Source organism: Streptomyces sp. RKAG293 (assembly GCF_023701745.1).
Classification (GTDB): domain Bacteria; phylum Actinomycetota; class Actinomycetes; order Streptomycetales; family Streptomycetaceae; genus Actinacidiphila.
Genome location: NZ_JAJOZB010000001.1, coordinates 5,181,489 through 5,206,509, shown reverse-complemented (window position 1 = coordinate 5,206,509; position 25,021 = coordinate 5,181,489). Strand labels below are relative to the sequence as shown.

The 25,021-nt window shown below is 70.3% G+C and carries 22 protein-coding genes and 3 pseudogenes; 11 read left to right on the top strand and 14 right to left on the bottom strand.

Annotated features, from left to right (window positions below):
• Positions 1-74 precede the first annotated feature (74 nt).
• Complete coding sequence (locus LNW72_RS23255; RefSeq protein ID WP_250977163.1) at positions 75-353, top strand: PLD nuclease N-terminal domain-containing protein; 279 nt, start codon at positions 75-77, stop codon at positions 351-353.
• A gap of 55 nt (positions 354-408) precedes the next feature.
• On the opposite strand, the gene ccsB is transcribed toward LNW72_RS23255, so the two are convergent.
• The 7 genes from ccsB to hemL all read right to left on the bottom strand — a co-directional run bounded on the left by ccsB (position 409) and on the right by hemL (position 8,344).
• Positions 409-1,482: a c-type cytochrome biogenesis protein CcsB gene (gene ccsB / locus LNW72_RS23250; protein ID WP_250977162.1), complete on the bottom strand. Its 1,074-nt coding sequence runs from the start codon at positions 1,480-1,482 to the stop codon at positions 409-411.
• Positions 1,479-3,290 carry a cytochrome c biogenesis protein ResB gene (locus tag LNW72_RS23245; protein WP_250977161.1) on the bottom strand — a complete coding sequence of 604 codons (1,812 nt, stop codon included), beginning with the start codon at positions 3,288-3,290 and terminating at the stop codon, positions 1,479-1,481. Before LNW72_RS23245 ends, ccsB begins: the two co-directional genes overlap by 4 nt.
• A 3-nt stretch (positions 3,291-3,293) precedes the next feature.
• Positions 3,294-3,980, bottom strand: coding sequence for a cytochrome c biogenesis protein CcdA (locus LNW72_RS23240; protein ID WP_250980272.1), 687 nt, complete (start codon positions 3,978-3,980; stop codon positions 3,294-3,296).
• Positions 3,981-4,032: 52 nt separating this feature from the next.
• Positions 4,033-4,644: a TlpA disulfide reductase family protein gene (locus LNW72_RS23235; RefSeq protein WP_250977160.1), complete on the bottom strand. Its 612-nt coding sequence runs from the start codon at positions 4,642-4,644 to the stop codon at positions 4,033-4,035.
• 139 nt (positions 4,645-4,783) lie between these two features.
• A complete protein-coding gene (locus tag LNW72_RS23230) occupies positions 4,784-6,070 on the bottom strand; it encodes a hypothetical protein (RefSeq protein ID WP_250980271.1) in 1,287 nt (428 codons plus the stop codon).
• Between the two features lie 256 nt (positions 6,071-6,326).
• Positions 6,327-7,010, bottom strand: coding sequence for a histidine phosphatase family protein (locus LNW72_RS23225; RefSeq protein ID WP_250977159.1), 684 nt, complete (start codon positions 7,008-7,010; stop codon positions 6,327-6,329).
• Between the two features lie 26 nt (positions 7,011-7,036).
• Positions 7,037-8,344, bottom strand: coding sequence for a glutamate-1-semialdehyde 2,1-aminomutase (gene hemL, locus LNW72_RS23220; protein WP_250977158.1), 1,308 nt, complete (start codon positions 8,342-8,344; stop codon positions 7,037-7,039).
• A gap of 106 nt (positions 8,345-8,450) precedes the next feature.
• Here hemL and LNW72_RS23215 point away from each other — a divergent pair, with 106 nt between their 5' ends.
• Both LNW72_RS23215 and LNW72_RS23210 read left to right on the top strand, forming a co-directional pair.
• Positions 8,451-9,020, top strand: coding sequence for a hypothetical protein (locus LNW72_RS23215; protein WP_250977157.1), 570 nt, complete (start codon positions 8,451-8,453; stop codon positions 9,018-9,020).
• Between the two features lie 120 nt (positions 9,021-9,140).
• Positions 9,141-9,464: a hypothetical protein gene (locus tag LNW72_RS23210; protein ID WP_250977156.1), complete on the top strand. Its 324-nt coding sequence runs from the start codon at positions 9,141-9,143 to the stop codon at positions 9,462-9,464.
• 82 nt (positions 9,465-9,546) lie between these two features.
• Here LNW72_RS23210 and LNW72_RS23205 read toward each other — a convergent pair whose 3' ends face one another.
• The 3 genes and pseudogenes from LNW72_RS23205 to LNW72_RS23195 all read right to left on the bottom strand — a co-directional run bounded on the left by LNW72_RS23205 (position 9,547) and on the right by LNW72_RS23195 (position 12,265).
• Positions 9,547-10,848 (bottom strand): family 10 glycosylhydrolase, encoded by a 1,302-nt coding sequence (locus LNW72_RS23205; protein ID WP_250980270.1) that lies wholly within the window; start codon positions 10,846-10,848, stop codon positions 9,547-9,549.
• 9 nt (positions 10,849-10,857) lie between these two features.
• Positions 10,858-11,403 (bottom strand): annotated as a pseudogene (locus LNW72_RS23200) (polysaccharide deacetylase family protein); the annotation flags it as partial.
• Between the two features lie 94 nt (positions 11,404-11,497).
• Positions 11,498-12,265 carry a polysaccharide deacetylase family protein gene (locus LNW72_RS23195; protein WP_250977155.1) on the bottom strand — a complete coding sequence of 256 codons (768 nt, stop codon included), beginning with the start codon at positions 12,263-12,265 and terminating at the stop codon, positions 11,498-11,500.
• A gap of 112 nt (positions 12,266-12,377) precedes the next feature.
• Here LNW72_RS23195 and LNW72_RS23190 point away from each other — a divergent pair, with 112 nt between their 5' ends.
• The gene (locus LNW72_RS23190; RefSeq protein ID WP_250977154.1) at positions 12,378-13,250 is read left to right on the top strand and encodes a polysaccharide deacetylase family protein; all 873 of its coding nucleotides are present in this window, start codon (positions 12,378-12,380) and stop codon (positions 13,248-13,250) included.
• A gap of 240 nt (positions 13,251-13,490) precedes the next feature.
• On the top strand, positions 13,491-13,655 hold the full coding sequence (locus LNW72_RS23185; RefSeq protein WP_250977153.1) for a hypothetical protein: 165 nt from the start codon (positions 13,491-13,493) through the stop codon (positions 13,653-13,655).
• A gap of 36 nt (positions 13,656-13,691) precedes the next feature.
• On the opposite strand, the gene LNW72_RS23180 is transcribed toward LNW72_RS23185, so the two are convergent.
• Positions 13,692-14,663, bottom strand: a complete 972-nt coding sequence (locus tag LNW72_RS23180; RefSeq protein ID WP_250977152.1) for an esterase family protein — start codon at positions 14,661-14,663, stop codon at positions 13,692-13,694.
• Positions 14,664-14,950: 287 nt separating this feature from the next.
• Between LNW72_RS23180 and LNW72_RS23175 the strand changes: the two genes are divergently transcribed.
• Positions 14,951-16,066 carry an esterase family protein gene (locus LNW72_RS23175; RefSeq protein WP_250977151.1) on the top strand — a complete coding sequence of 372 codons (1,116 nt, stop codon included), beginning with the start codon at positions 14,951-14,953 and terminating at the stop codon, positions 16,064-16,066.
• A 396-nt stretch (positions 16,067-16,462) separates the two neighbouring features.
• Here LNW72_RS23175 and LNW72_RS23170 read toward each other — a convergent pair.
• Positions 16,463-17,086 (bottom strand): annotated as a pseudogene (locus LNW72_RS23170) (glycosyltransferase 87 family protein); the annotation flags it as partial.
• A 448-nt stretch (positions 17,087-17,534) separates the two neighbouring features.
• On the opposite strand from LNW72_RS23170, the gene LNW72_RS23165 reads away from it, so the two are divergent.
• Together LNW72_RS23165 and LNW72_RS23160 are read left to right on the top strand one after the other, a co-directional pair.
• The gene (locus LNW72_RS23165) at positions 17,535-18,290 is read left to right on the top strand and encodes an SDR family oxidoreductase (RefSeq protein ID WP_250977150.1); all 756 of its coding nucleotides are present in this window, start codon (positions 17,535-17,537) and stop codon (positions 18,288-18,290) included.
• Between the two features lie 210 nt (positions 18,291-18,500).
• Positions 18,501-18,701, top strand: a pseudogene (locus tag LNW72_RS23160) (hypothetical protein); the annotation flags it as partial.
• A gap of 87 nt (positions 18,702-18,788) precedes the next feature.
• On the opposite strand, the gene LNW72_RS23155 reads toward LNW72_RS23160, so the two are convergent.
• On the bottom strand, positions 18,789-19,982 hold the full coding sequence (locus LNW72_RS23155; RefSeq protein ID WP_250977149.1) for an RtcB family protein: 1,194 nt from the start codon (positions 19,980-19,982) through the stop codon (positions 18,789-18,791).
• A 196-nt stretch (positions 19,983-20,178) separates the two neighbouring features.
• On the opposite strand from LNW72_RS23155, the gene LNW72_RS23150 reads away from it, so the two are divergent.
• From LNW72_RS23150 to LNW72_RS23140, 3 genes are all read left to right on the top strand, one after another.
• Positions 20,179-20,976, top strand: coding sequence for a hypothetical protein (locus LNW72_RS23150; RefSeq protein WP_250977148.1), 798 nt, complete (start codon positions 20,179-20,181; stop codon positions 20,974-20,976).
• 101 nt (positions 20,977-21,077) lie between these two features.
• Positions 21,078-21,767 carry a DUF3558 family protein gene (locus LNW72_RS23145; RefSeq protein ID WP_250977147.1) on the top strand — a complete coding sequence of 230 codons (690 nt, stop codon included), beginning with the start codon at positions 21,078-21,080 and terminating at the stop codon, positions 21,765-21,767.
• 106 nt (positions 21,768-21,873) lie between these two features.
• Positions 21,874-23,184 (top strand): DUF2637 domain-containing protein, encoded by a 1,311-nt coding sequence (locus tag LNW72_RS23140; protein WP_250977146.1) that lies wholly within the window; start codon positions 21,874-21,876, stop codon positions 23,182-23,184.
• A gap of 55 nt (positions 23,185-23,239) precedes the next feature.
• On the opposite strand, the gene lysS is transcribed toward LNW72_RS23140, so the two are convergent.
• Positions 23,240-24,991: a lysine--tRNA ligase gene (gene lysS / locus LNW72_RS23135; protein ID WP_250977145.1), complete on the bottom strand. Its 1,752-nt coding sequence runs from the start codon at positions 24,989-24,991 to the stop codon at positions 23,240-23,242.
• Positions 24,992-25,021: the final 30 nt, after the last annotated feature.

The window sequence follows — 25,021 nt, the reverse complement described above, 5'->3', positions numbered from 1 at the left end:
GCCACGCACTACTCTGTATCCGTCACCGGGCCCCTGTCGCGGCCCGTCTTCCGGCTCAGGGGGGCTCTCCCACCATGGTCAGGTATCTACCGTTCCTGCTGGTGCTCGCGCTGTGGATCTACGCGTTCATCGACTGCCTGAACACTCCGGAGGAGGAGGTCCGCGGACTGCCGAAGGTGGTGTGGGTGATCATCATCCTGCTCTTCGGCGAGGTCCTCGTCGGACCGATCGCCTGGCTCGTCGCGGGCCGCAACCGCCGCCGCGCGCCCGCCCGCTCGCAGTGGGTCGCGCCGGACGACAACCCGGACTTCCTCAAGGGCCTCAAGGACGACACCCCGCCGTCCGGCGGCTGAGCGCCGGCCGGACCGCCCCGGGGGGAGCGGCCGGCCGGTCCCGCGTCCTACGGCGTCAGACCCCGGCGTACGAGTGCTTGCCGGTGATGAAGATGTTCACGCCGTAGTAGTTGAAGATGAAGCACGCGAAGGCGACCAGCGCCAGCGCGGCGGCCTTGCGGCCCTTCCAGCCGGCGGTCGCACGGGCGTGCAGGTAGCAGGCGTACGCGACCCAGGTGATGAACGACCAGGTCTCCTTGGGGTCCCAGCCCCAGTACCGGCCCCAGGCGGCCTGCGCCCAGATCGAGCCCGCGATGACGGTGAACGTGTAGAGCGGGAAGACCAGCGCGTTCATCCGGTACGCGAACTTGTCGAGCGTCGCCGCGGACGGCAGCCGGTTCATGATGTTGGCCCAGGTCGGGTTCACCGCACGGCCGGCGGTCAGGGCCGCCTCGTAGAAGTCCCGGAAGAGGAACAGGAACGTTCCGACGGCCGCGAGGTAGAAGACCGCGCCGGAGATGATCGCGCACGAGACGTGGATCCACAGCCAGTACGAGTGCAGCGCCGGGACCAGCTGGTCGCTGTCGGTGTAGAGCACCGCGACGGCCAGGCCCAGGTCCAGCAGCACCGAGGTGACGAGGAAGAGCCCGATCCAGCGGACCCGCTTCTTCAGCGCCAGCAGGGCCAGGTACATGCCGACCGCGACCATGCCGAACGTCGTCGAGAACTCGTACATGTTGCCCCACGGCACCCGCTGCACGGAGGCGGCGCGGCACGCGACGGCGGCCAGGTGGAACACGAAGGCGAGCACGGTCAGCGAGACCGCGATCCGCCCGTACTTGTCGCCGTCCGGGTCGGTACCGGCGGCGCCGGGGCCGTCCGGGATGCCGCGGTCGCTCGCCGTGGAGCGGGTGACGACCTTGGGACGCTCCAGGGTGGCGGTGCCGCCGCCGCGCTGGACGACCTCGATCGCGGGGGCCGCCGCGGGTGCGGTGAGCGCCGCCGCGGTGATCGCGACCCGGCTGCGGCTGCCGAACACCCACTCGGCCATGTGCGCGAGGAAGGCGAGTGTGTAGACCGTCATGGCCGAGTAGATCAGGTAGTTGCTGTAGTTCGCGAAGTTCTCATTGACCGCGGCCGCGATAGTCACGCGCGCGCTCCTTCGTCTGGCAGGAGAGGTTCTTCCGAGGGGTCTGTGGCTGTGCCGCCGCCGGGGCCGCTGGGGTCCGGTAGCTGGGGCGCGTCGGGCAGCAGCTGGTAGGCGAGGTCCCCGAGCTCGTCGGCGATCTTCGCGGACTCGCTGCGGCCGAGTCCGGCCAGCTCCACGACGGTCACCCCGTCCGCGCCCGGGGTGGCCCGGATCCACACCCGGCGGCGCTGGATGAACAGCGAGCCGGCCAGACCCAGGATCGCGGCGACCGCGCTGCCGAGCGCCCAGCCGTTGCCGACCTGGTGGGAGACCTGGAAGCTGGCCCAGGTCTTGACGCCGTCGAAGGTGATGGAGCCGCCGCCGTCCGGCAGTTGCAGGACCTGCCCGACGGCCAGCACCTGACGGAGCGGCTGGCCGTTCGCGGCCTTGTACTGCTTCATCTTCTTGTCGTTGAGCTGGTACACGTTCTGCGGCAGGCCGCTGTCCATGCCCAGGTCGCCGTGGTACGCGGTCAGGATCAGCGCGGGGCGGTCGAGTGCGGGGAAGACCGAGTGCGGCCCCTGGACGTCGTCGATCACCATCGTCGGGGCGAAGATCCCGCTGAACGCCAGCTGGTCCTTGGCACCCGCCTTGTCGCGGTAGTTGTCGGTGACCTTCACGACGCCGCGCGAGGTGAGGCTGCCGTCACTCGGCAGGAACGGCGTCGGGCCCTGGTAGACGACGGTGCCGCGGGCGTCCTTCACGGTGACGACCGGCGCGTAGCCGTGCCCGATCAGGTAGACCGTCTCACCGTCGATCTCCAGCGGCTTGTTCACCTCGATCGAGGACTTGACCGGCTTGCCGTCCGCGCCCTTCCAGTAGTGGATGTTGGCGCGGAACGTCCGCGGGGTGCCCTTCTGCGGGCCGGTCCGCGCGTAGGTGGCCTCGAAGCTGTCCAGCGAGAAGCCGAAGGGGTCCAGGTCGTCGGCGGTGTAGAACGTGCCGGGCTTGAAGTCGTCGTACTGCGTGAGGTTGTTGGAGAAGCCGCCGCCCTCGACGATCAGCTTGCCGCCCTCGCCCTTCCACAGCGAACCGACCGCGAAGGAGATCAGCAGCCCGAAGAGCGCCAGGTGGAACATCAGGTTGCCGGCCTCGCGCAGGAAGCCCTTCTCGGACGCGACCGCGCCGCCGACCCGGTGGGTACGGAACCGGCGGCCGCGCATCAGCTTCTGCGCGGCGTCCAGCACCTCGTCCTCACCCGCCGCGGTGCGCCAGGTCGTGTACGCCGGCAGCCGGGTCAGATTGCGCGGCGCGGCCGGCGGCCGGGAGCGCAGCTGCCCGACGAACTGCCAGCTGCGCGGCAGGATGCAGCCCGCCAGCGAGATGAACAGCAGGATGTAGATCGCCGAGAACCACGGCGAGCTGTAGACGTGGAACAGCCCGAGCGCCTCGTAGACCGGGGTGGCGTTGGGGTGCACGTCCTTCCACATGTCCGCCTTGTTGGAGTCGACGCTGGTCTGCGGGACCAGCGAGCCGGGGATCGCGGCCACGGACAGCAGGAACAGCAGGATCAGGGCGATCCGCATCGACGTGAGCTGCCGCCACATCCAGCGCACCCAGCCGGAGCACTCGCGCAGCGTCCAGCCGACGGTGCCGCGCCAGCCGGGCCTGCGCACACCGCCGAAGGAGCCGGGCACCACCTGGCCGAGTTCCTCGACCGGCGCCGTCGACAGCTGCGCGCCCGCCGCATCGCGTTCTTCGACGTCACGCTCCTCGACGTCACGCTCCTCGGCGCCGCGGGCGGCCTTCGGCCCGGATTCCGTACTCATGAATCAGACCCCAGGGGTGAAGTTGGTGGACCAGGTCTGCAGGGAGAAGACCATGTCGTCCCATACGCCGGTGAGCAGCAGCACGCCGACGACGACGAGCATGCCGCCGCCGAGCCGCATGACCCACACATAGTGCCGCTTGACCCAGCCGAACGCGCCCAGTACGCGGCGGAACGCCACGGCGGCGACGATGAACGGCAGGCCGAGACCCACGCAGTAGAAGACGGTGAGCAGCGCCCCGCGCCCCGCGCTGGCCTCGTTGAAGGCCAGCGCCTGGACGGCGCCCAGCGTCGGGCCGACGCACGGCGCCCAGCCGACGCCGAAGAGCACGCCGAGCAGGGGCGCGCCGACCAGCCCCATCGCGGGCTTGCGGTGGAAGCGGAGATCACGCTGGGTCAGACCGCCCAGTATCCCCATGAAGGCGAGGCCCATGAGGATCGTGACGACGCCGAGCACCTGGGAAATGATCTCCTTGTGCTCCTGCAGCCGCAGCCCGAAGTAGCCGAAGAGCGCCCCGCCGGAGACGAAGACCGCGGTGAAGCCGAGGACGAAGAGCGACGCGCCGGCGACCATCCGGCCGCGCTTGGCCTCGGCCAGGTCGGCGCCGGACGTGCCGGTGACGTAGGAGAGGTAGCCGGGCACCAGCGGCAGGACGCACGGGGAGAAGAAGGAGACCAGGCCGCCGAGCATCGCGATCGGGATCGCGAGGAGCAGCGCCCCGGAGGAGACCGTTTCGGTCACGTCACTTCTCCGCGACGATCGGGTCGAGCGCCTGGCGCAGGCTGTCCTCGCCGACGGCCTTGAGGATCCGTACGGCGATCCGGCCGTCCCGGTCGATGATCAGGGTGTTCGGGATGCCCTGCGGGTTGAGGCTGCCCTTGGGGAACTTCAGCATGAGCTTCCCGTTCGGGTCGTAGAAGCTCGGGTACGGGATGTCGAACTGCGTCTCGAAGCCGTTCGCGTTGACCTTCGTGGCGTCGCGCATGTTGATCCCGAGGAACTCGACGCCCTCGGCCTTGGTGGCGTTGGCCACCTTGACCAGGTGCGGAGCCTCGGCGCGGCAGGGGTCGCACCACGAGCCCCAGACGTTCAGGACGACGACCTTGCCCTTGTAGTCGGCGAGGTTCAACTGCTTGCCGTCGACCGACTCCCCGGAGATGGCGGGGGCGGCGAGCCGGTCGCCCTTGGCCACCCGGGAGATCTCACCCGAGCCGCCGACGAAGTTGGTACCGCTGCCGCCGGAGGCGGAGCCGCTGCTGGAACAGGCCGAGAGCGCCAGCGCCAGCGCGGCGACTCCTGCCAGTGCCGCGGCACTGCGGAGCGGGCGGCGTCGGCGGGCACGCGTAGGACTCATGTGAAAAGTTTCGCATGCGTCGTCCGGCGATCTTTCCCGCCCCCGACACCGACGCCAAAAGCGGCAATTGCCCCAAGTAAGGATCAGGTAGCAGGAGCGGCCGCACTCTCGGCCGCGCCCCCCGACCCCCGCGCACCGCCTAGGTGGTGGCGGCCGTCGTCGGGGAGCCGGGGGTACCGGCCGCGCCCTCCGGCGCGAGGTACGACTTCCAGCCGCCCGCCGGCTTCTGCCCGACGTCCAGCCGGCGCAGCTTCCCGAGCACCTTCGGGTCCTGCGCGTCGAGCCAGTCCACGTACTGCCGGAAGGAGACCAGCCGGACGTCCTTCTTCTCCTGGCCCGCGATGTGCTTGAACGCCTCCTCGACGGCGTTCATGTAGATGCCGCCGTTCCACTTCTCGAAGTGGTTGCCGATGTAGAAGGGCGCGCGGTTCGTCTCGTAGGCCCGCTGGAAGCCGGCGATGTACGAGGCGGCGGCCTGCCGCTGCCAGCCCGGGTAGTTGCCCGGGTCGCTCTGGGTGGCGTTCTTCGACTGGTTCGCGAGCATGTTGTAGTCCATTGAGAGGACCTCGAAGGAGTGGCCGGGGAACGGGATGAGCTGCAGCGGCAGGTCCCAGAGCCCGCCACGCTTCTCGGGCCAAACCTGTCGGCCGCCCGGCGAGCTCGCGTCGTAGCGCCAGCCGAGCTTGTGGGCGGTCGGCAGCAGGTTGTCCTGGCCGAGCAGGCACGGCGTGCGGGCGCCGACGAGTTCCTTGTCGTAGTCGAACGGCAGCGGGGCCTCGTCCTTCAGCCCGGTGTTGGTCTTCCAGTTCTTGACGAACGACTTGGCCTGGTCGATCTCGCTCTGCCACTGGGTCGGCGTCCAGTTCCCGACGGTGCCGCGGCCCGAGCAGAAGTGCCCGTTGAAGTGCGTGCCGATCTCGTGGCCCTCGGTCCAGGCCTCACGGATGTTGTCCAGCGTCATCTTGACGTGCTCGTCGGTGAGGTAGCCGATGTCCGACGCGCCCAGGTTGTTGTTCGGCGGGTCGTAGAGCCGCTTCTTCGACTCGGGCAGCAGGTACAGCCCGGACAGGAAGAACGTCATCGACGCGCCGTTGTCCTTGGCGAGCTTGCGGAAGCGCGGGAACAGGCCGTTGCCGACCTCGCCCGCGCCGTCCCACGAGAAGATCACGAACTGCGGCGGCGTCTGGCCCGGCTCCATCCGCTCCGGCTTCGGCTGGCCCGGCTGGGGTCCGGTGTTCGCGGTGGAGCCGTCCCCGATCAGCTGAACCGTTTTCTCGGGTTCCTTCTGGCCGGTGGCCCCGCCCGGCTTGGTCCCGTTGCCGCCGGTCTTGCCTCCGTCGCCCCCCGAGGAGCATCCGGCAGCAGCCGCACCGACCGCGACTCCGGCAGTGGCGGAGAGCAGACTCCTACGGGTCATGGCGCGCATGTACATCCCCATTTCTCGGGCCTCATGGATGGCGATCACGAAAAAGGTGGCCACCATCCATGACGGCTGTCACAGCCGTACGGTTACCGAAAAGTCAGAAAAATCCCACCGGTTAGCTCAATTGGCGCACGTAAGCGCCCTCAGGAACACCGGATTGACCCATTGGATCGACCTTCCCGGCCAATCCAACAGGCCGACCCGGCGGATGGCCAGGCCGCGGCACCGCCGGCCCGTTCCCGATCGGCCCGCGAGATCGCTAAGCCCCGAATCCCTTCGATCCGCCCTTCACCGGCTTCGCGCCCGCCAGCAGGTGCGAGGGCACCAGATCGCGGGCCGGTTCCGCGTAGCCGACCGACACGATCTTGTCCCCCTGGTATGTGAAACTCGTCACACTGGCGAGGGTGCACTGCCGCTTGCGCGGGTCGTGCCACAGCCGGCGCCGTTCGACGAAGCTGCGGGTGATCCAGATCGGCAGCTGGTGGCTGACGCAGACCGCCTCGTGCCCCCGCGCCGCGTCCCGGGCCGCGCCGAGCGCCGCCATCATCCGCACGACCTGGTCGACGTACGGCTCGCCCCAGCTCGGCTTGAACGGGTTGGTGAGGTGCTTCCAGTTCGACGGGTTCTTCAGCGCCCCGTCGCCGACCCCGAAGGTCTTGCCCTGGAAGACGTTCTCCGCCTCGATCAGCCGCGGGTCCGAGGCGATCTCCAGCCCGTGCGGGGCCGCGATCGGCGCCGCCGTCTCCTGCGCCCGCTCCAGCGGGGACGACACGACGTACGTGATGTCGCGGCCCGCCAGGTGCTCGCCGACCCGGTCGGCCATCTTCCGGCCCAACTCGGACAGGTGGTAGCCGGGCAGCCGCCCGTAGAGCACACCCGACGGGTTCTCCACCTCGCCGTGCCGCATCAGGTGGACCACGGTGATCTCTGTGTCGTCAGTCATGCCGCTCATCTTTCCGTCGTCCCCGCTCATTCCGTCGCCTCGGCCGCGGCGCGCGCCGCGGCCGGCAGCGCGGCGGCGATCCGCTCGATCGCCGCGTCGTCGTGGGCCGCGGAAACGAACCACGACTCGAAGGCCGACGGCGGCAGGTAGACGCCCTGCGCCAGCATCGAGTGGAAGAACCCGGTGAAGCGGAACGCCTGCTGCCGCTTCGCCTCGTCGTAGTTGGTCACCTGCTCGTCGGTGAAGAACACCGAGAACATGTTCCCGGCCTTCTGCAGCCGGTGCGCGACACCCTCCTTGGTGAGCGCCTCGCTGACCAGCGACGACACCCGCTCGGACACCGCGTCCACGGTCGCGTACACCGCGTCGTCGCAGAGCCGCAGCTGGGCCAGGCCCGCCGCGGTCGCCACCGGGTTACCCGACAGGGTGCCCGCCTGGTAGACCGGCCCGGCCGGTGCGAGGTGGCCCATGACGTCCGCGCGGCCACCGAACGCGGCGGCCGGGAAGCCGCCGCCCATGACCTTGCCGAAGGTCATCAGGTCGGGTTCGACACCGTCGAGCCCGAACCAGCCGGCCTTCGAGACGCGGAAGCCCGTCATCACCTCGTCGGAGATGTAGAGCGCGCCGTTCTCCGCGCACAGGCTCTTCAGCCCGGCGTTGAAGCCGGCCGCCGGCGGCACCACGCCCATGTTCCCGGGCGACGCCTCGGTGATCACACACGCGATCTCGCCGGGGTGCGCGGCGAACGCCGCCCGCACCGCCTCGAGATCGTTGTACGGCAGCACGATCGTGTCGCCGGCCTGCGCGCCCGTCACCCCGGGCGTGTCCGGCAACCCGAACGTGGCGACACCGGAACCGGCCGCCGCCAGCAGCGCGTCCACATGACCGTGGTAGCAACCAGCGAACTTGACCACCTTGGCCCGGCCCGTGAAACCGCGCGCCAGCCTGATCGCCGACATGGTCGCCTCGGTCCCGGACGACACCAGGCGGACCTGCTCCACCGGGCCGATCCGCGCCACGATCTCCTCGCCCAGCAGCACCTCCCCCTCACCGGGGGTGCCGAAGGACGTACCGCGCGTCACCGCCGCCTGTACGGCGCCGATCACCTCGGGGTGCGCGTGGCCGAGGATCATCGGACCCCACGAGCACACGAGGTCGACGTACTCCCTGCCGTCGGCGTCCGTGAGGTACGGACCCTTCCCGGACACCATGAACCGGGGCGTACCGCCCACCGCGCGGAAGGCGCGGACCGGGGAGTTCACACCTCCGGGCGTCACGGCGGCAGCTCGGTCGAACAGAACCTGCGAAACTGGGGCTTCGTACGGATAGCTCACAGGCACATGCTCTCAAACGCCGGGCGTTGCGCGCGCAGGTCTCGACCCGGCATCTGAGACGATGATCGGGTTGCGCGGTTGGGTCTGTGAATGGTCGGGTAGTGAAATGCAGCGCGGTGGCGAACTGGGCGAGGGAACGGGCGACCATGAGCCCAACCACGCCCGCCCCACCGGCAGGCGCCGTCGGTCCGCCGATCGCGATCGCAGAGCAGCCGCGGAGAGTGGAAGCAGGGGTGGCCGAGTGGGGGTGACCTACAAGTACTTCGGGGCACCCGATGGCGCCACAGCCGCCCGGGTCCCGATCTCCATGCGCCCCGAGGAGCTCGGCGGTGACGAGCTCGGCAACGGCATGTACACCAAGGTCAAGCCGGAGACCATGGCCGCCATGGTGCTCACCGGCATCGAGGGCATACCCCCGGCCAAGGTCCCGCCGCTGGAACTCGTCGTCCTCCACCCGGACTACGCCGTCGTCAAGCTCCCCATGAGCGTTGTGGAACCCCTCCGCAAGGCTGGCGAAGAAGAACTCGGCGCCGCCGCCTTCATCTGGTCCACCGTCCCGGACCGCCGCGGCCCCCGAGATGCCTTCGTCATCTACCAGATGCTCCATGAATGGCAGGGCTTCGCGTCCCGCTGCCATGAAGCCGGCCACCAGCTGTACTGCCTGGTCTGGCCCTGACGGGTCGCACTTCGCCCGATTTCCCGACGCTCCCCCAAATGGGGCACTTTCGGGATGCATATGCGTCTGTGGTCGCGCTACGTTCGACTCCCCTAACTAGGAGTCACAGTGCGATCACGCATGGTTACCGTTCTGGGCGCTCTCGCCTCTGCCGCCCTGCTCATGGTGGCGGTACCCGGTTCCGCCCAGGCGGCCACCGGCACCCTGACGATCAACGGCGTCGACCACGTCGACCCGAAGGGCTGCTTCAACCTCACGCCCCCGGACTCCTCCATCAACGGCGAAGTGACGCCGGACGACATGATCGTCAAGAACAACACCGACAAGACCGTCGTGGTCTGGGACAGCTGGGACTGCAGCGCCGACGGAAACAACCAGGACTCGACCATCGCACCCGGCGCGGAGGCCTCGGTCCACGCGGACGACAGCGTCTCGGTCGAGTAGCCGGCGTCTTCGTCCCGGTCGTCCAAGGACGCCCGAGGCGACCCGGCGATCGCGCGGACCGCTTCGAAGCCGGTCCGCGCGATCATCGTTCGTACGGTCGGCGCGGGGTGCGTACCGGGGTCGGATAGTGGTCGGCGACCACGCGCCGCATGGCCCCGATCCGGTCGGCGGCGACTTCCTTCGCGGCGAAGAAGATGTTGCCGCGCACCTCGGGGAAGCGGTGGCCGAAAGTGAGATGCCGGGAGAGTTCCGCCGGATCCTGCCAGGCGCTGAACTGCGCCGGGTCGCCCGATTTGTAGAGAGCCTCACCAATGTACAGATGCGTGTTCGTGCCACGGCAGGTTTCCGCCCACCAGGCGACAAGCCGGGCATAGTCGGCGACATCGTTCCCGATGTGCCAGTAGACCATCGGCGCGATGTAGTCGATCCACCCCCGCCGCACCCACGTACGCGTATCGGCGTAGATGCCGTCGTAGGACTCGGCCGCGCCCTGGGTGTCGGAGCCCTCGGGATCCGTCGTCCGGTTCCGCCAGATCGCGAACGGGCTGACGCCGAAGCGCACCTGCCGCAGGCGCGGCGAACCGCCCGTCAACAAAGACCGGTTCAACTCCGCGATCCGCTGCCCGGTCTCGCGCACCAGCAGGTTGATGTTGTCACGCCGCCACGCGGCCCGGTCGGGGAAGTCCGCGCCGTACCGCGCGTACGCGGCGTCGTCGTCGAAGGTCTGCCCGGGGATCGGATACGGGTAGAAGTAGTCGTCCCAGTGCAGGCCGTCGAGGTCGTAGCGGGCGACCGCGTCGAGCATCGCGTCCTGGACGAAGCGGCGCACCTCCGGCAGCCCGGGGTCGTAGAACAGCGCCTTGCCGTACGGCACCACCCACTCGGGGTGCAGCCGGGCCGGGTGGGTCGCCGCCAGCCGGGCCGGGTCGGGGTTCGTGGCGATCCGGTACGGGTTGAACCAGGCGTGCAACTCCAGCCCGCGCAGGTGCGCTTCGCGCACCGCGAAGTCCAGCGGGTCCCAGCCCGGATCGCGGCCCTGTACGCCGGTGAGGCACTTCGCCCAGGGCTCGTACGGCGACGGCCACAGCGCGTCCGCCAGCCCTCTGACCTGGAGGACGACCGCGTTCAGCCGTCGTTCCACCGCGATGTCCAGCAGACCGGTCAACTCCCGCCGCTGCTCCGCCGGGGACCGCCCCGGGGACGGCCAGTCGCGGTTGAAGGCGGTGGTCAACCACATGCCGCGGAACTCCCGTCGCCCGTCCCGCACTTGAGTCGGGGCGCTGGACGCGGCGTGCGAAGTGGCGGAGCCGAGGGTGACGGAACCGGCCGTCACCGCCGCGGCCGCGGCCGCCGTGGTCAGGGTCCTGCGGGAGATCTGGCCCACTTCCCTGACGCACTCCCGGGTGGCGCGCCCGAAGGGGAAGCGGAACAGCCCTTCGGACGGCCTGCCGATGGCCGTCTCGATCGCGTCGGCCGCCGCCCGGACCTCCTCGGCACGCTGCTCAGGGGTGAGGTGGGGAAACGCCGGGTGCGTCATGGAGTGGTTGCCCACCGGGTAGCGGTCCGCGATGTGCCGGGCCAACGCCGGGTTGTCCGCGGCGAAGCGCCCGGTCATGAAGAACGTCGCCGGCACCCGCCGGGCCCACAGCGTCCGCAGGATCGCCTCGGCGCCCTGCGTGCCCGCACCGCAGTCGATGGTCAGCGCCGCCTTCTGCTCCGTGATGGGCAACGACCTGATCTCATGACCCGCGAAGGCCCCGGTCACCGCCGCACGGGGAAACCCGCCGTGCGGACGGGCCGGCGGAACGTCGGCACGCGCCGAACTCCGCCCCGCGAGGCCGAGCGCGGTCGCCGCGACCACGCCACCCGCCAGCCCCCGCAGCAGCTGCCGCCTCCCCGGCCGAGCGTCGTGGATCCCGTCAACCGGTGTCGCAGCCATACCCGTCGCGCCCTTCGTCCCAGTCCATCCGCATATGCCTCGACCAGCAACGTAGTGCGCCGCTCCACGGCGGTTCACGCCCAGGACGGGACAGTCACACGAATGGATCAGTCCGCCGGGCGGGGGTCGTGAACCGGTAGCCGCGGTCGAGCAGTTGCGGAAGATAGCGGCGCAGGGCCGCGATGGTCTGGGAGCGGTCGGCGCGGCCTTCGTGCTCGGGGACGGCGGAGCGGCTGAGGGAGCCGTCGTGGTGCAGGACGATCGATCCGGTTCCGGCGCGGCTCAGCACCGCGTCGGCGATGCGGTCGACGCCGGGGTTCGTCCAGTCGGCGGTGTCGATGGACCAGCGGATCGGACGGAGTCCGAACTCCGCGCACGCTCGCAGGGCGGCGGGGACGAAGCGGCCGCCGGGCGCACGGAAGAGTGTCGGGGGCCGACCGCCGCCGGTGCGGGCGAGTACGTCGTTGGTGCGTTGGATCTCGTCGCGGACCGTTGCCGGCGTCAGGAGGCGGAGGGTGGGGTGGGACCACGTGTGGTTGCCCAGCGCGTGCCCCTCCTCGACGACCTGGCGCACCACCCACGGGTACTTCTCGGCGTTGGCGCCGAGCATGAAGAAGGTCGCGGTGACGCCGTAGCGGCGCAGGACCGCGAGGACCCGTGGGGTGTAGATCGGGCTGGGACCGTCGTCGAAGGTGAGGGCCAGCGCCATCGGGCCGCCCTGCACCAGCCGTTCCACCTCAGGCGCCGGTCCTGGTACATCGGCGGCGGCGTCGGCCCTGGTCACGGTGACGGGACAGAGCAGCGACATCCCGGCCGCGAGGAGGAGCCGCCGGCCCGGCAGGGCGTTCCGATCGTTGATCACCGTCTCAGCATCGGCCCCGCGTGCCCCGGGATGGGCCACCCCGGCGAACGACACGCGCCCCGGCTCGTGCCGTCCTGTCCCCCGGGCCGGACGCTCCTACGCTGACCGCGATATGAACCAGCGCACCGCTCTCCAGAGCTCACAGTCGCCCCGGATCCTCGGCCGGGTGCTGACCACCGTCGTCGCCATGGCCGCGCTCGTCGCGTCGGCCGCCGCCCCCGCGACCGGCCTGGCTCCCCCCGACCGGCCCGACCGGCTCGCCGTCGTGGCAGCCGCGGCGCCCGCGGCCGCCGTATGCCCGACCGGCAGGACTTCGCTTCCCGCTCCGGCGAACCTGCTCGGCCGGACGATCCGCACGATGCCCACCGAGCGGAAGGTGGTCGCGCTCACGTTCAACTCGGCGTGGGACGAGACGGGCCTGGACACCGTCCTGAAAGTGCTGCACGACTACAAGGCGACGGCCACGTTCTTCCTCACCGGCCAGTTCGCCGAACTGCACCCGGCCGCGGCCCGGTCGATGGCGGCGGCCGGCAACGGCATCGCCAGCCACAGCTACAGCCACCCGCACTTCGGCGACCTGGACTGCGCGGGCCGGGAGCGCGAGGTGCGGCTCGCCGACCAGGCCCTGCGCACGGCGATCGGGACGGCGCCGCTGCCGTTCTTCCGGTTCCCCTACGGCGAGACCAACGCGCAGCAGGTCGCCGAGGTCAACGCGATGGGCTTCGCGAACATCGAGTGGACCGACGACACCAACGGCTACCTCGGCACGGCGGGCGGCATGACCGTGCAGAAGGCCGTCGACCGCGCCCTCAAGTCCCTGACGCCGGGCGAGATCATCCAGATGCACGTCGGCGACCCGAACGGCCGCGGCCCCATCCTCGACGCCCTGGCCCTCCCGCTGATCATCGACGCGGTCCGCGCCCGCGGCTACGAGATCGCCGACCTGCGCACCCTCCTCCCCACCCCGGCGGCGCCCACCGCGTAACACCCGGCAACCACCGGGGGCCCGCCCACGTCACCATGTCCTGTGAGCACAGAGCCCCCGGTGACGCCGCTGCCCCAGCAGCCGCAAGCAACGCGGACCCCCCAGGCGCCCGTGCGGCCGTACTGGTGAAAGCCAAGGCATATCTGGCCGCGCGCGGCGAGTAACGCCCATCGGAATGCATTGGCGCGGTTCGGGTGCGTCTGGCACGACAGGGGCCGGACCAGTCGCTACCGTCCAAATATGGCTACATTTCCGACATCCAGCACGATGGCGACCGGTCGTCAGCTCACCGCCCCGCCGTTCGCCCGGCCCGTGCTGGCACTCGCCGCCGCCGCCGGATTCGCCCTGGACGCGTACTGGCGGGCCGCCGCACTGCTCCGGCGCGTCCTCGCCTTCCGGCGCTGAGCCGACCGCCCGGACCAGGCCGGACGGACAGCGCGGTCACGCCGCCGGTGTCGGGGCCCGCAGGTGGTCGCTGATCCACTTCATGGAGCCCTGCCCCATGCCCCGCAGGTAGGAGAGCCCGTCGTGGCCACCGCCCACTATGACCTGGAGGCGGGTCCTGACCGGGCCGTGCCCGTAGCCGGCGATGAACTGCTTCACCTTCGCCAGCTCCCCGCGGCTCTCCTTCGTCCCCACCTGGAACGCGAGGTACACCTCGGGCCCGTGCCGGTCGATCAACCGCTGCGCCAGGGCCTGCGGGTTGTTCGCCTGCTTCTCCTTGAGGTGATCGCGCCACAGGGACGAGTCCGGCACTATGTCGGGGCCGCTCACTATCGCCGCCTTGAACGTCTCCGGATGCTGGAGCACGCTCTTCAGCGCGCAGAAGCCGCCCGACGACGAGCCCATGAACGCCCAGCCGTCACGGTCCTTGAACGTCCGGAAGTTCGCCCGGACCAGGTCCGGGACATCGCTCGTCATCCAGGTCCCCATCTTCTGCTGACCCGGAATGTCACTGCAGTCGTGATAGTGCGGCCCGGGATTCATCACCGGCATGACGATGATGAACGGCAGGCTGCTGCCCTGCGCCGTCCACCGCGCCACATCCTCCTGCAGCCCCAGGTCGCCACGGATCCAGTAGTTGTACGGATAGCCGTAACTGCCCGGCAGCGCGATCAGCACCGGGAACGCGCTCTTCGCGTACTTCGGGTCGTAGTACTGCGGGGGCGCCCACACCCAGACCTTGCCCGTGAAACCGGACTTCTTCCCCCGGTACGTCGTCATACCGATCTTGGTACCGCCCGCCAGCGTCGTCCGCTGCTCGGTGAACGGCGCGTGCGAGCCGGTCAGGACCGACGCGGCCGTCCCCGCCGAACCGTGCGGGAACTCCGGGCCGCCCCGTCCGCTGAACACAACGGGCCGGGAGCCGTAGCCGACGAAGAGGAGCAGCACCAGGACGGCCACCGCTGCCATGGGCCAACGTTTCACGGGGTGTCCCCCTCTTCATCCGGCCCGACAGGGCGAAGCGACGCTTACGCCTGTTGAGATTCCGGATCCCTACCCACCGTTCCGGCCCGTCAAGGTGCCGTGGATCACACCGCGACCGTTGCCCCTGACCGGAGTGACCCTCGTCCCAATTACCGGGGAGAAGCCGGGCAACCCAGACAGCCCGAAATCCGTCTCGTCATGGCGAGAGGCTCACACGCGGGCGGAACGCTGGGCCGGGGCACTGCGCCCAAGATTGGGAATCGAGAATTCTGATGAGCCTGACGGGGACCCCCTTCTTCCTGTGCACGATTCTCTTGGTGCTGGTCGCCCTGGCGCTGCCGCTCACCCTGTGGAGCCGGCTGCGCGGGCCCCGGGCCGTACGGCACGCCGCCAGGTTCGGCATGCTGCTGCTCTGCCAGGTGACGTCGGTGCTCATGGTCTTCGTGATCGTGAACAACTCCAACAACCTGTACGACAATTGGGAAGACCTCCTCGGCACCGGCACCCACGTCCAGGCCACCGCCGACCTCGGTCCCGACGGCGGCGCGGCGCAGGCCAAGCGCGAGCCGAAGATCGAGCAGAAGTTCCAGCAGGCCAAGGGCCCGAACATGGGCGACGTCCAGCAGGCCGACCTGAAGGGCCGGGTGTCCGGCGTCCAGGGCGAGGTCTACGTCTGGCTGCCGCCGCAGTACAACGACCCCGCCTTCAAGGACAAGCAGTTCCCGGTCGTCGAGATGCTCCCCGGCTACCCCGGCTCCGCCAAGGCCTGGTACGGCACCCTCAAGGTCCAGTCGCAGCTCAAGCCGCTGATGCAGAGCGGCAAGGTCGCCCCGTTCATCCTCGTCTCACCGCGCACCACACTGCTCGGCGGCCAGGACACCGGCTGCGCCAACATCCCCGGCAAGGTCAACGCCGACACCTGGCTGAGCGTCGACGTCCGCCGCATGGTGAGCGACAACTTCCGCGTCCAGAACGACGCCGCGGGCTGGGCCGTCGTCGGATACTCCGCCGGCGCCCACTGCGCCGCGCGCCTCGCCATCGAGCACCCCGACCGCTACGCGGCCGGCGTCAGCCTGTCCGGTTACAACAACCCCGCCGCCGAGCAGGACTCCCTCACCGCCAAGGACCCGGTGCTGCGCGAGAAGGCCAACCCGCTCTACATGCTGCAGCACGCCGCGCACCCGCCGCACACCTCGCTCTACATCTCCGGCGCCTCGGGCGACGGCTACCAGGACGGGGTGGCCCTGCGGAAGGCCGCGAAGACGCCGACGAAGGTCAAGGTGGTCCAGATCGCGGAGGGCGCCGGCGGCCACGGCACCGCCGTCTGGAAGTCCCAGGTCCCCGACGTCTTCCGCTGGCTCACCGAACAGGGCTTCAAGGTCCGCTGATCCTTCACGGGAGCGGTGGCGGGAGCGGGGCGGGGCCGGGGGCGGGAGGGCCGGGAGCGGGACCGTGCCCCGCCACAGCCGCACCGCGGACAGCACCGCCGCCCCCAGCAGGATCAGATCGCGCGCCGCCAGCAGCAGCGCCGCCGGGACCGAGCCGCTGAGCAGATCCCGGAACAGGTACGGGAAGACCGCCGTCGTCAGCACGCACGCGCCCAGCACCAGCCACGCCACCGGCCGCTGCGTCGTCGCCCGGTGCAGCAGACACACCGCGGCCAGACCCACCAGCCACACCATGTACTGCGGGCTGATCACCCGGCTCGTCACCACGAACAGCAGAACGGCCGTCAGCGCCGCGTCCGGCAGCACCCAGACCTCCGTACGCCCCGCCCGCGACCGCACCCGCCACAGCAGCAGCCAGCCGAACGCGACGACCGTCAGGGCCGCACTCACCCGCGCCACCACCTGCACATACGGGCCGATGAACTCCATCGAGCCGTCATGCGGCGCCCAGTGCCCCGACCAGCCGAAGTGCCGCGCCAGATGGAACGGCAGCGCGCCGAGCGACTCCACCTCGATGCCGCGGTCCCCCTGATACGTCAGGAACGACAGGGCGCCCGGCATCGCCAGCAGGAAGACCACCGTCACCAGCACCGCCGACACCACCGCCGCCACCCACGAGTGCCGGGTGCGCCGACCGCGCGCCGTGCCCACGAGCAGCAGCACCGGCCACACCTTCACCACCGCGCCGATCCCGACCAGCACCCCGAACACCCGGTCCGCCCACACCCGCCGCGTACCGGCCGCCAGCAGCGCCCCCACCGCGACCGCCGTCACCATCACGTCGAACCGGCTCCACGGCACCGTGCTCAGCAGCGGCAGCCCCACCACCCACATCCACGGGCCGGCGACACTGCGCCGGCCGTCCGGGTACCGGGCCGCGTACACCAGCGCCGCCAGCACCGCCGCGTCGCACACCGCGCACAGCACGATGAACGCGTGCGAGTAGTCCAGGAAGGGCACCAGCCGCGGGGCGAGAATCGGCAGCGCGGCGCCCGGCGGGTACTGCCAGGACACGTCGTCGTGCGGAAAGCTGCCGGAACTCAGCACGTCGTACCAGCCGCGGTACACCTTCGACACCGAGACGTCCGGGCCGTCCTTGCTGCTGAACGGGCCGAGCCGCAGCGCCGCCGACACCAGCACCAGCCGGGTCAGCAGCCAGACCCCCACCGGCCACAGCAACCGCCGCCGCGACGGGCCCGCTCCCGCTTCCGCGACCTGTGCCGAAGCGGCGTCCGTGCCCGTGCCGACCACTGAACTGATTCCTCCATGAACGATCCGGCCCGGCCGGAACACCCGGGCACCACCATGGTCACGATGCTAATGAAGATCCGATCCGGACGGCGGACGCCACCGACCCGCCACTTATGCTCGGTGGGCAAGCCATCCCGCAGTCGAAAGGCGCCGTGACATGAGCATCCGTACCGCAGTGGTCACCGGGGCGAGCAGCGGCATCGGTGCCGCGACCGCCCGCAAGCTCGCCGCCGCCGGCTACCACGTGCTGCTCACGGCCCGCCGCGCCGACCGCCTCGAAGCGCTCGCCAAGGAACTCGCCGCCGCGGGCCACTCGGCCGCCGCGCGCACCCTGGACGTCACCGACCGCGCCGCCGTGGACGCCTTCGCCGCGTCCCTCGACCGCTGCGACGTCCTCGTCGCCAACGCGGGCGGCGCCCTCGGCGCCGACACCATCGCCACCTCCGACCCCGCCGACTGGCGCGCGATGTACGAGGTCAACGTGCTCGGCGTCCTCAACATCACCCAGGCGCTGCTCCCGGCCCTCACCTCCAGCGGCGACGGCACGGTCGTCGTGCTCTCCTCCACCGCCGGCCTGGGCAGCTACGAGGGCGGCGGCGGCTACGTGGCCGCCAAGCACGGCGCGCACGTCATCGCCGAGACCCTCCGCCTCGAACTGTGCGGCGACCCGGTCCGCGTCATCGAGATCGCGCCCGGCATGGTGAAGACCGACGAGTTCGCCGTCACCCGCTTCGGCGGCGACGCCGACAAGGCCGCCAAGGTCTACGCGGGCGTCGCGGAACCCCTCTCCGCCGACGACGTCGCCGACACCATCGCCTGGGCCGTCACCCGCCCCGCGCACGTCAACATCGACCTCCTCGTCGTCCGCCCCCGCGCCCAGGCCTCCAACTACAAGGTCCACCGAGAGCTCTGACCAGGACATGCCGGCCCGCCACGAGCGGCGGGCACCACCGGGCTCCTTCGTACGAGTGAACGCGCCCCCATCACCCGCTCGACAAACGAACCTCCGACCCAGGCTCACCCCACAACCGCACACAGAACGGCCCCCGGTCAGGACGGCAATCCCGACCGAGGGCCTCACCACCACGGAATTGGAGCTTCCCGGTGGTTGAACACGAGTCGGTGTTCCCTGGAGGCCCGAACACAGCTCAACCAGCTCGGCCTGCCGTACGGCAAGAAGTCGGTGAAGGTCGCGCCTCCGCGCGTCCCGTTCTCCCGCCGCGACTATCTGCGGGGCGTCATCGACGCGGACGGAGCAGTCGGTTACACCGGTCAAGGGTTCCCGTTCATCTCCCTCGCCACGGCGAGCACAGCTCTGGGGGCCGCCTCCCGAATCGCCAGCACTCTGACGCACTGAATGGCGGGTTACGGGAATTCACCGTAGCCCGCCATTCACGTTGGCAAACGCGCCTCAGCCCTTGACGCAGACGACCTGCTTCAGCTTGGCCACGACCTGGACCAGGTCCCGCTGCTGCTCCATGACCTTTTCGATCGGCTTGTACGCGCTCGGGATCTCGTCGATGACGCCGGAGTCCTTCCGGCACTCCACACCGCGCGTCTGATCCTCCAGGTCACGGGTCGTGAACCGCTTCTTCGCCGCACCCCTGCTCATCCGGCGGCCGGCGCCGTGTGAGGCGGAGTTGAACGCGTCGGCGTTGCCGAGGCCCTTCACGATGTACGAGGACGTACCCATGGAGCCCGGGATGATCCCGAACTCGCCGGAGCCGGCCCGGATCGCGCCCTTGCGGGTGACGAGCAGGTCCATGCCGTCGTAGCGCTCCTCGGCGACATAGTTGTGGTGGCAGGAGATCTCCGGCTCGAAGGCCACCTTGGCCTTCTTGAACTCCCTGCGGACCACGTCCTTGAGTAGCGTCATCATGATCGCGCGGTTGCGCTTGGCGTACTCCTGCGCCCAGAAGAGATCGCGCCGGTAGGCCGCCATCTGCGGGGTATCGGAGATGAAGACCGCGAGGTCCCGGTCGATCAGACCTTGGTTGTGCGGAAGCTTCTGGGCCTCTCCGATGTGGTGATCGGCGAGTTCGTTGCCGATGTTCCGGGAGCCCGAATGGAGAGTGAGCCATACCGCGCCCTCTCCATCAAACAAAATTTCGATATAATGATTTCCGGTTCCGAGCGTTCCCATCTGCTTCATGGCACGTTCGCGACGAAATCTGACCGTTTCCGCGAGGTCGTCGAAACCCGCCCAGAACTCGTCCCACCCCGTCGCCGACACTCCGTGCATGCCTCGCACGTCGACCATCTCCCGGTGCATGCCACGCCCGACCGGGATCGCCTGCTCGATCTTCGAGCGGAGCCGGGACAGATCGCCCGGCAGGTCGTTGGCCGTGAGGGAGGTCTTCACCGCGCTCATGCCGCAGCCGATGTCGACGCCGACCGCCGCGGGGCAGACCGCGCCGTGCAGGGCGATGACGGAGCCGACCGTCGCGCCCTTGCCGTAGTGGACGTCCGGCATCACGGCGAGGCCCTTGATCCAGGGCAGCGACGAGACGTTGCGGAGCTGCTGCATCGCGCCGTCCTCGACGGAGGCCGGGTCGGTCCACATGCGGATCGGCACCCGGACGCCGGGCACCTCGGTGTAGGACATCTCCAGCCCCCTTCTCGAACGGACAAATTGGCACAACGAAATCACGCCGTGCCGACATCAATAATGTGGACGAAACGCCCGATAGCCACAGGCGGCCACGCAGCCGCATCAGCAGGTGCGGTAGACATTGTGTCCACGGCACGCATGCGCGCGCCAAGGGATTTCGGGGCACCCCCCGGCGGAAGGAGCCTGGCCAGTGCAGCCATCGCGAGGACTGCTGGGCATCGTCTGCGCGGCCGTACTGGCCGTCTCGGGGCTGAGTGCCTGCACCGCGGACGGCGATACGGACCCGGCGGCGGTGGACGCGAAGTCCGCGACCGGTGACCAGAAGGTCGCCCCCGCGCCGCCCGGCAAGTACCGCAAGCTGCCGGAGCCGTGCGGCGCGCTCGAACCCGACACGCTCAAGAAGCTGGTGCCGAACGCACCGGACTACACGGGCGACGCCGAGCTCACCTACGACACCAACCGGCGGGTCGGCTGTACCTGGACCGGTGAGACGTCGCAGGGGAACCGCTATCTGCAGATCGACTTCGAGCGCGTCGTGTCGTACGACCCCGGGGTGAGCGACGAGGCGCAGGCGGAGTCCGACTACGACGCCAAGGTGCTGCAGGCCGACATTCCGACGACCCCGGGCACTCCGGGCGCCCCGGCGACGACGCCGCCCGTGGCGCCGCCCGGCAGCCCGGCCGGTCTGCCGGGCCAGACTCCCACCACCGCGCCGACCACCGCGCCGGCCACCTCTCCGGCGACCTCCCCCGATCTCGCGCCGCGGCTGCTCGCCGACGTCGGCGACGCCGCTTTCCTCGATGACGAGCTGATGACCCGTGACTCGGGGGTGCACCGTGACATCACTCTCGTTTTCCGCACGGCGAATGTCCTCGTGACGGTCTCGTACGCGCAGTGGTCGGCGGACAAGGCCACCGCCCCGCAGAGCGCTGACCTGCAGCAGGGCGCGGAGCAAGTCGCGGATGTGCTCGTCAAGACGATCAAGTGACGGCGGATCGTCCGATAACGGACGCCCCGTAGGCTGTCCGTTTCCCGGCCCCCCGGCCGGCCCACCGCCCTGTCGGGAGCAACGAAGTGAGCGAAGGACCCATGCACCGTTCAGCACCGCGAATCGCCCGAGTTCTCGCCTGTGCCGCCGTGCCGGTACTGGTCGTCGCCGGCTGCTCGTCGGGGTCGGACTCGTCCAAGAAGCCGGACGGCGCGGGCTCGGGCAAGACGTCCGCCTCGGCGGCTCCCGCCGCGGCGAAGTTCGCGAAGCTGCCGGACCCCTGCAAGTCGGTGACGCAGTCCACCGTGGGGCGGCTCGTCCCGAAGGTGAAGGACGCGGCGGGCACGGCGGCGCAGTCGCCGGTCCAGAACCAGCGCGGTGGCTGCTCCTGGAACGGGCTCGACGGCTACCAGTTCCGCTGGCTGGACGTGGCCATGCAGCGCTTCGACTCGGCCGGCGGTGTCGGCAGCGGTGAGGAGCAGGCCAGGAAGCGCTTCACGGAGCAGGTCGCCGCGGCGGCCCAGATCAAGGGCGCGACGTCCGTGAAGGCCGACGGCGTCGGCGACGAGGCGACCCTGGTGAGCGCGCTGGTGGAGAAGGACAAGCTGAACTACCAGGACGAGACGGTCGTCGTGCGGACCGGCAACGTCATCGTCGTCCTGTCCCACAACGGGGCGGGCTTCGAGGGCGCGAAGACCCCGGCGGCCGATCAGCTGCAGAAGGACGCGCTCGCGGCGGCGAAGGAGGCCGTGGCTTCGGTCGCGGCGGCGAACGCGGCGGCGAACACGTAACAACTCGGGTCGCACCTGCACCGGTTTCAGCACCTTTGTACGACCTGGCCGCACCCCCATATGACAGGCTGGGCCGTCCAGTTGCCGAGGGTGGGAGGGGTCGCGGGTGCCCGCGATACGTTTGACCCGGACGCACCGGATTCTTGTCGGTGTGGTGGTCGCCGGTGCGGTGGTGATCGCCGCGATCGGTTTCGCGGGATCGTATGCCGCGGTGCGGGAGCTCGCCCAGAACAAGGGCTTCGGCTGGTTCGCGAACGTGTTCCCGATCGGTGTGGACGCCGGGATCGTGGTGCTGCTGGCGCTGGATCTGCTGCTGACGTGGATGCGGATCCCGTTCCCGCTGCTGCGGCAGACCGCGTGGCTGCTGACCGCGGCGACCATCGCGTTCAACGGTGCGGCCGCCTGGCCCGATCCGGTCGGGGTCGGGATGCACGGCATCATCCCGGTGCTGTTCGTGGTCTGTGTCGAGGCCGCCCGGCACGCGGTGGGCCGGGTCGCGGACCTGACCGCCGACAAGCACATGGAATCGGTCCGCCTCACCCGCTGGCTGCTCGCCCCGTTCCCCACCTTCAAGCTGTGGCGCCGCATGAAGCTGTGGGAACTGCGCTCCTACGACCAGGTCATCCGCCTCGAGCAGGACCGCCTCGTCTACCAGGCCCGCCTCCAGGCCCGCTACGGCCGCGCCTGGCGCCGCAAAGCACCCGTCGAAGCCCTCATGCCCCTGCGGCTCGCCCGCTACGGCATCCCCCTCGCCGAAACCGCCGCCCTCGGCCTCGCCGCCGCCGGCATCATCGTCCAGGAGCCGGTACCGGCGCCGGTACCGGCGCCGGTACCGGCGCCCGCACCCGTGCCCGCGCTGGCCCTGGAGCCGGTGCACCCGGCCGAGCAGCCGGAGCCGCGGCCGGAGCAGGCACCGGAGCCCGCGCCGCAGGTTCGGCAGGCACCGGAGCCCGCGCCGGTCCGCGAGCCCGCACGTGCCCGCATACCGGCGCCGGTCCAGGAACCCGCGCCGGTACCCGACGCCCGCCCCACGATCCCCGTCTCCCCCGGCCGCGTCCGCACCCTCGCCAACGGCTACGGCTCCGTGCAGGTCAGCGCCTACGCCCCGGAACCGGAACCGGACCCGGACCCGGAACCCGAACCCGAACCCGAGGCCGAGCCGGAACCCGCCCTGCACCGCCCGCCGCACATCGAGCCGGACGTGCCGCGCGAGGAGCAGTACTACGGGGCGTTCCGCCGCTACGTCGTCGAGGTCAACGAGTTCCCCAACCCGCGGCAGTTCGGCCGCTATCTGCTGGAGAACTACGGGGTCACGGGCCGTACCGGCGGCCCGCTCAGCGAGGGGACGCTGCGCCGCTATCTGACGGAGTTCGAGTCGCAGTACCGGACCGAGTGGGACTCGGAGCAGGTCCCGTAAACGCCTGATCCCCCGGCCGCCGGAGAATCCGGCAACCAGGGGATCGTCGTGACCGTCAGGCGCCCAGCAGCGTACGGACGCGGTCCGCGCCCACCGCGAGCAGCAGGGTGGGCAGCCGGGGGCCGGTGTCCCGGCCGACGAGCAGCTGGTAGAGCAGCGCGAAGAACGACCGCTGCGCGACCTTGAGTTCGGGCGTGGGCTTGGCGTCGGCGTCCAGGCCGGCCTGGAGCTTGGGCACGGCGTAGACGAGGGTCGTCAGGCCGTCCAGCGACCAGTGGTCGTCGAGTCCGTCGATGAGCAGGTCGAGCGCGGCCCGGTCGGTGGCCGGGAGGGCGCCGAGGGTCTCGGTGTCGGGCTCGGTGCGGACCCGGGTGCGCTGGTCGGCGGGGACGTGGGTGGTGATCCACGCCTGAGCGCGGTCGAGCCGCGGCCGGGTCGCGTCGAGGGACGTGACGGGGTTGGCGGGGTCGAGGTCGCGCAGGATGCGCAGGGTCTGCTCCTCGTCGCCGGTGGTGATGTCGACGACGGAGGCGAGCGTCCGGTACGGCAGCGGGTGCGGGGTCCGCGGCAGTTCACCGGCGGCGGTGCGGGTGGCCCGGCTGTACGCGGCGGCGTCGGCGGCCTGCACCGAGCCGTCGGCGATCTTGCGCTCCAGCGCGTCCCACTCGTCGTAGGTGCGCTGGATCTCCTGGTCGAAGGCGATCTTGAACGACTGGTTGGGGCGGCGGCGGGCGTAGAGCCAGCGCACCAGCGGCGCCTCCATGATCTCCAGCGCGTCGGACGGCGTGGGGACGCCGCCGGCCGAGCTGCTCATCTTGGCCATGCCGCTGATGCCGACGAAGGCGTACATGGGGCCGATGGGCTGCTCGCCGCCGAAGATCTCGCGGACGATCTGGCCGCCGACGACGAAGGAGGAGCCCGGCGAGGAGTGGTCGACGCCCGAGGGCTCGAAGATCACGCCTTCGTAGGCCCAGCGCATCGGCCAGTCGACCTTCCAGACCAGCTTGCCGCGGTTGTGCTCGGAGAGCTTCACGGACTCGGCGTGGCCGCAGGCGCAGGTGTAGGAGAGCTCGGTGGTCTCGTCGTCGTAGGACGTGACCGTGGTGAGGTCCTTGTTGCAGACCGAGCAGTACGGCTTGTACGGGTAGTAGCCCGCGCCGCCGGTGCCGTCGTCCTCGTCGGCCGCGCCGGAGCCCGCGGCGGCTTCGACCTCGGCCTCGTCGAGCGGCTTCTGCTGCTTCTGCTGCGGCTTCTTGCCGGTCGCCGGCTTGTCCTTCGTCCGGTACCGGTCGAGGATCGCGTCGATGGCGGCACGCTCGCGCATCGCGAAGAGGATCTGCTCGCGGTAGGCGCCGGCCGTGTACTGCTCGGTCTGGCTGATGCCGTGGAACTCGATGCCGAGCTCGGCGAGCGCGGCGATCATCGGCGCCTTGAAGTGCTCGGCCCAGCTGCCGTACTCGCTGCCCGCCGGCGCCGGGACCGCGGTCAGCGGCTTGCCGATGTGCTCGGACCAGGACGGGTCGATGCCGTTGGGCACCTTGCGGAACCGGTCGTAGTCGTCCCACGAGATGATGTGGACGCACTCCCGGCCGCGGCGGCGGATCTCGTCGGCCACCAGGTGTGGCGTCATGACCTCGCGCAGGTTGCCGAGGTGGATCGGGCCGGACGGGCTGAGGCCCGATGCGCAGACGATCGGTTTGCCGGGGGCGCGACGGTCCGCCTCGGCAATGACCTCGTCCGCGAAACGGGAGACCCAGTCGGTCTCGGGGCTCTGAGCCACGATCGGCACTTCCTTCCTCGACAGCATGTCGCACCCATTCTCACAGACCGAAAAGGG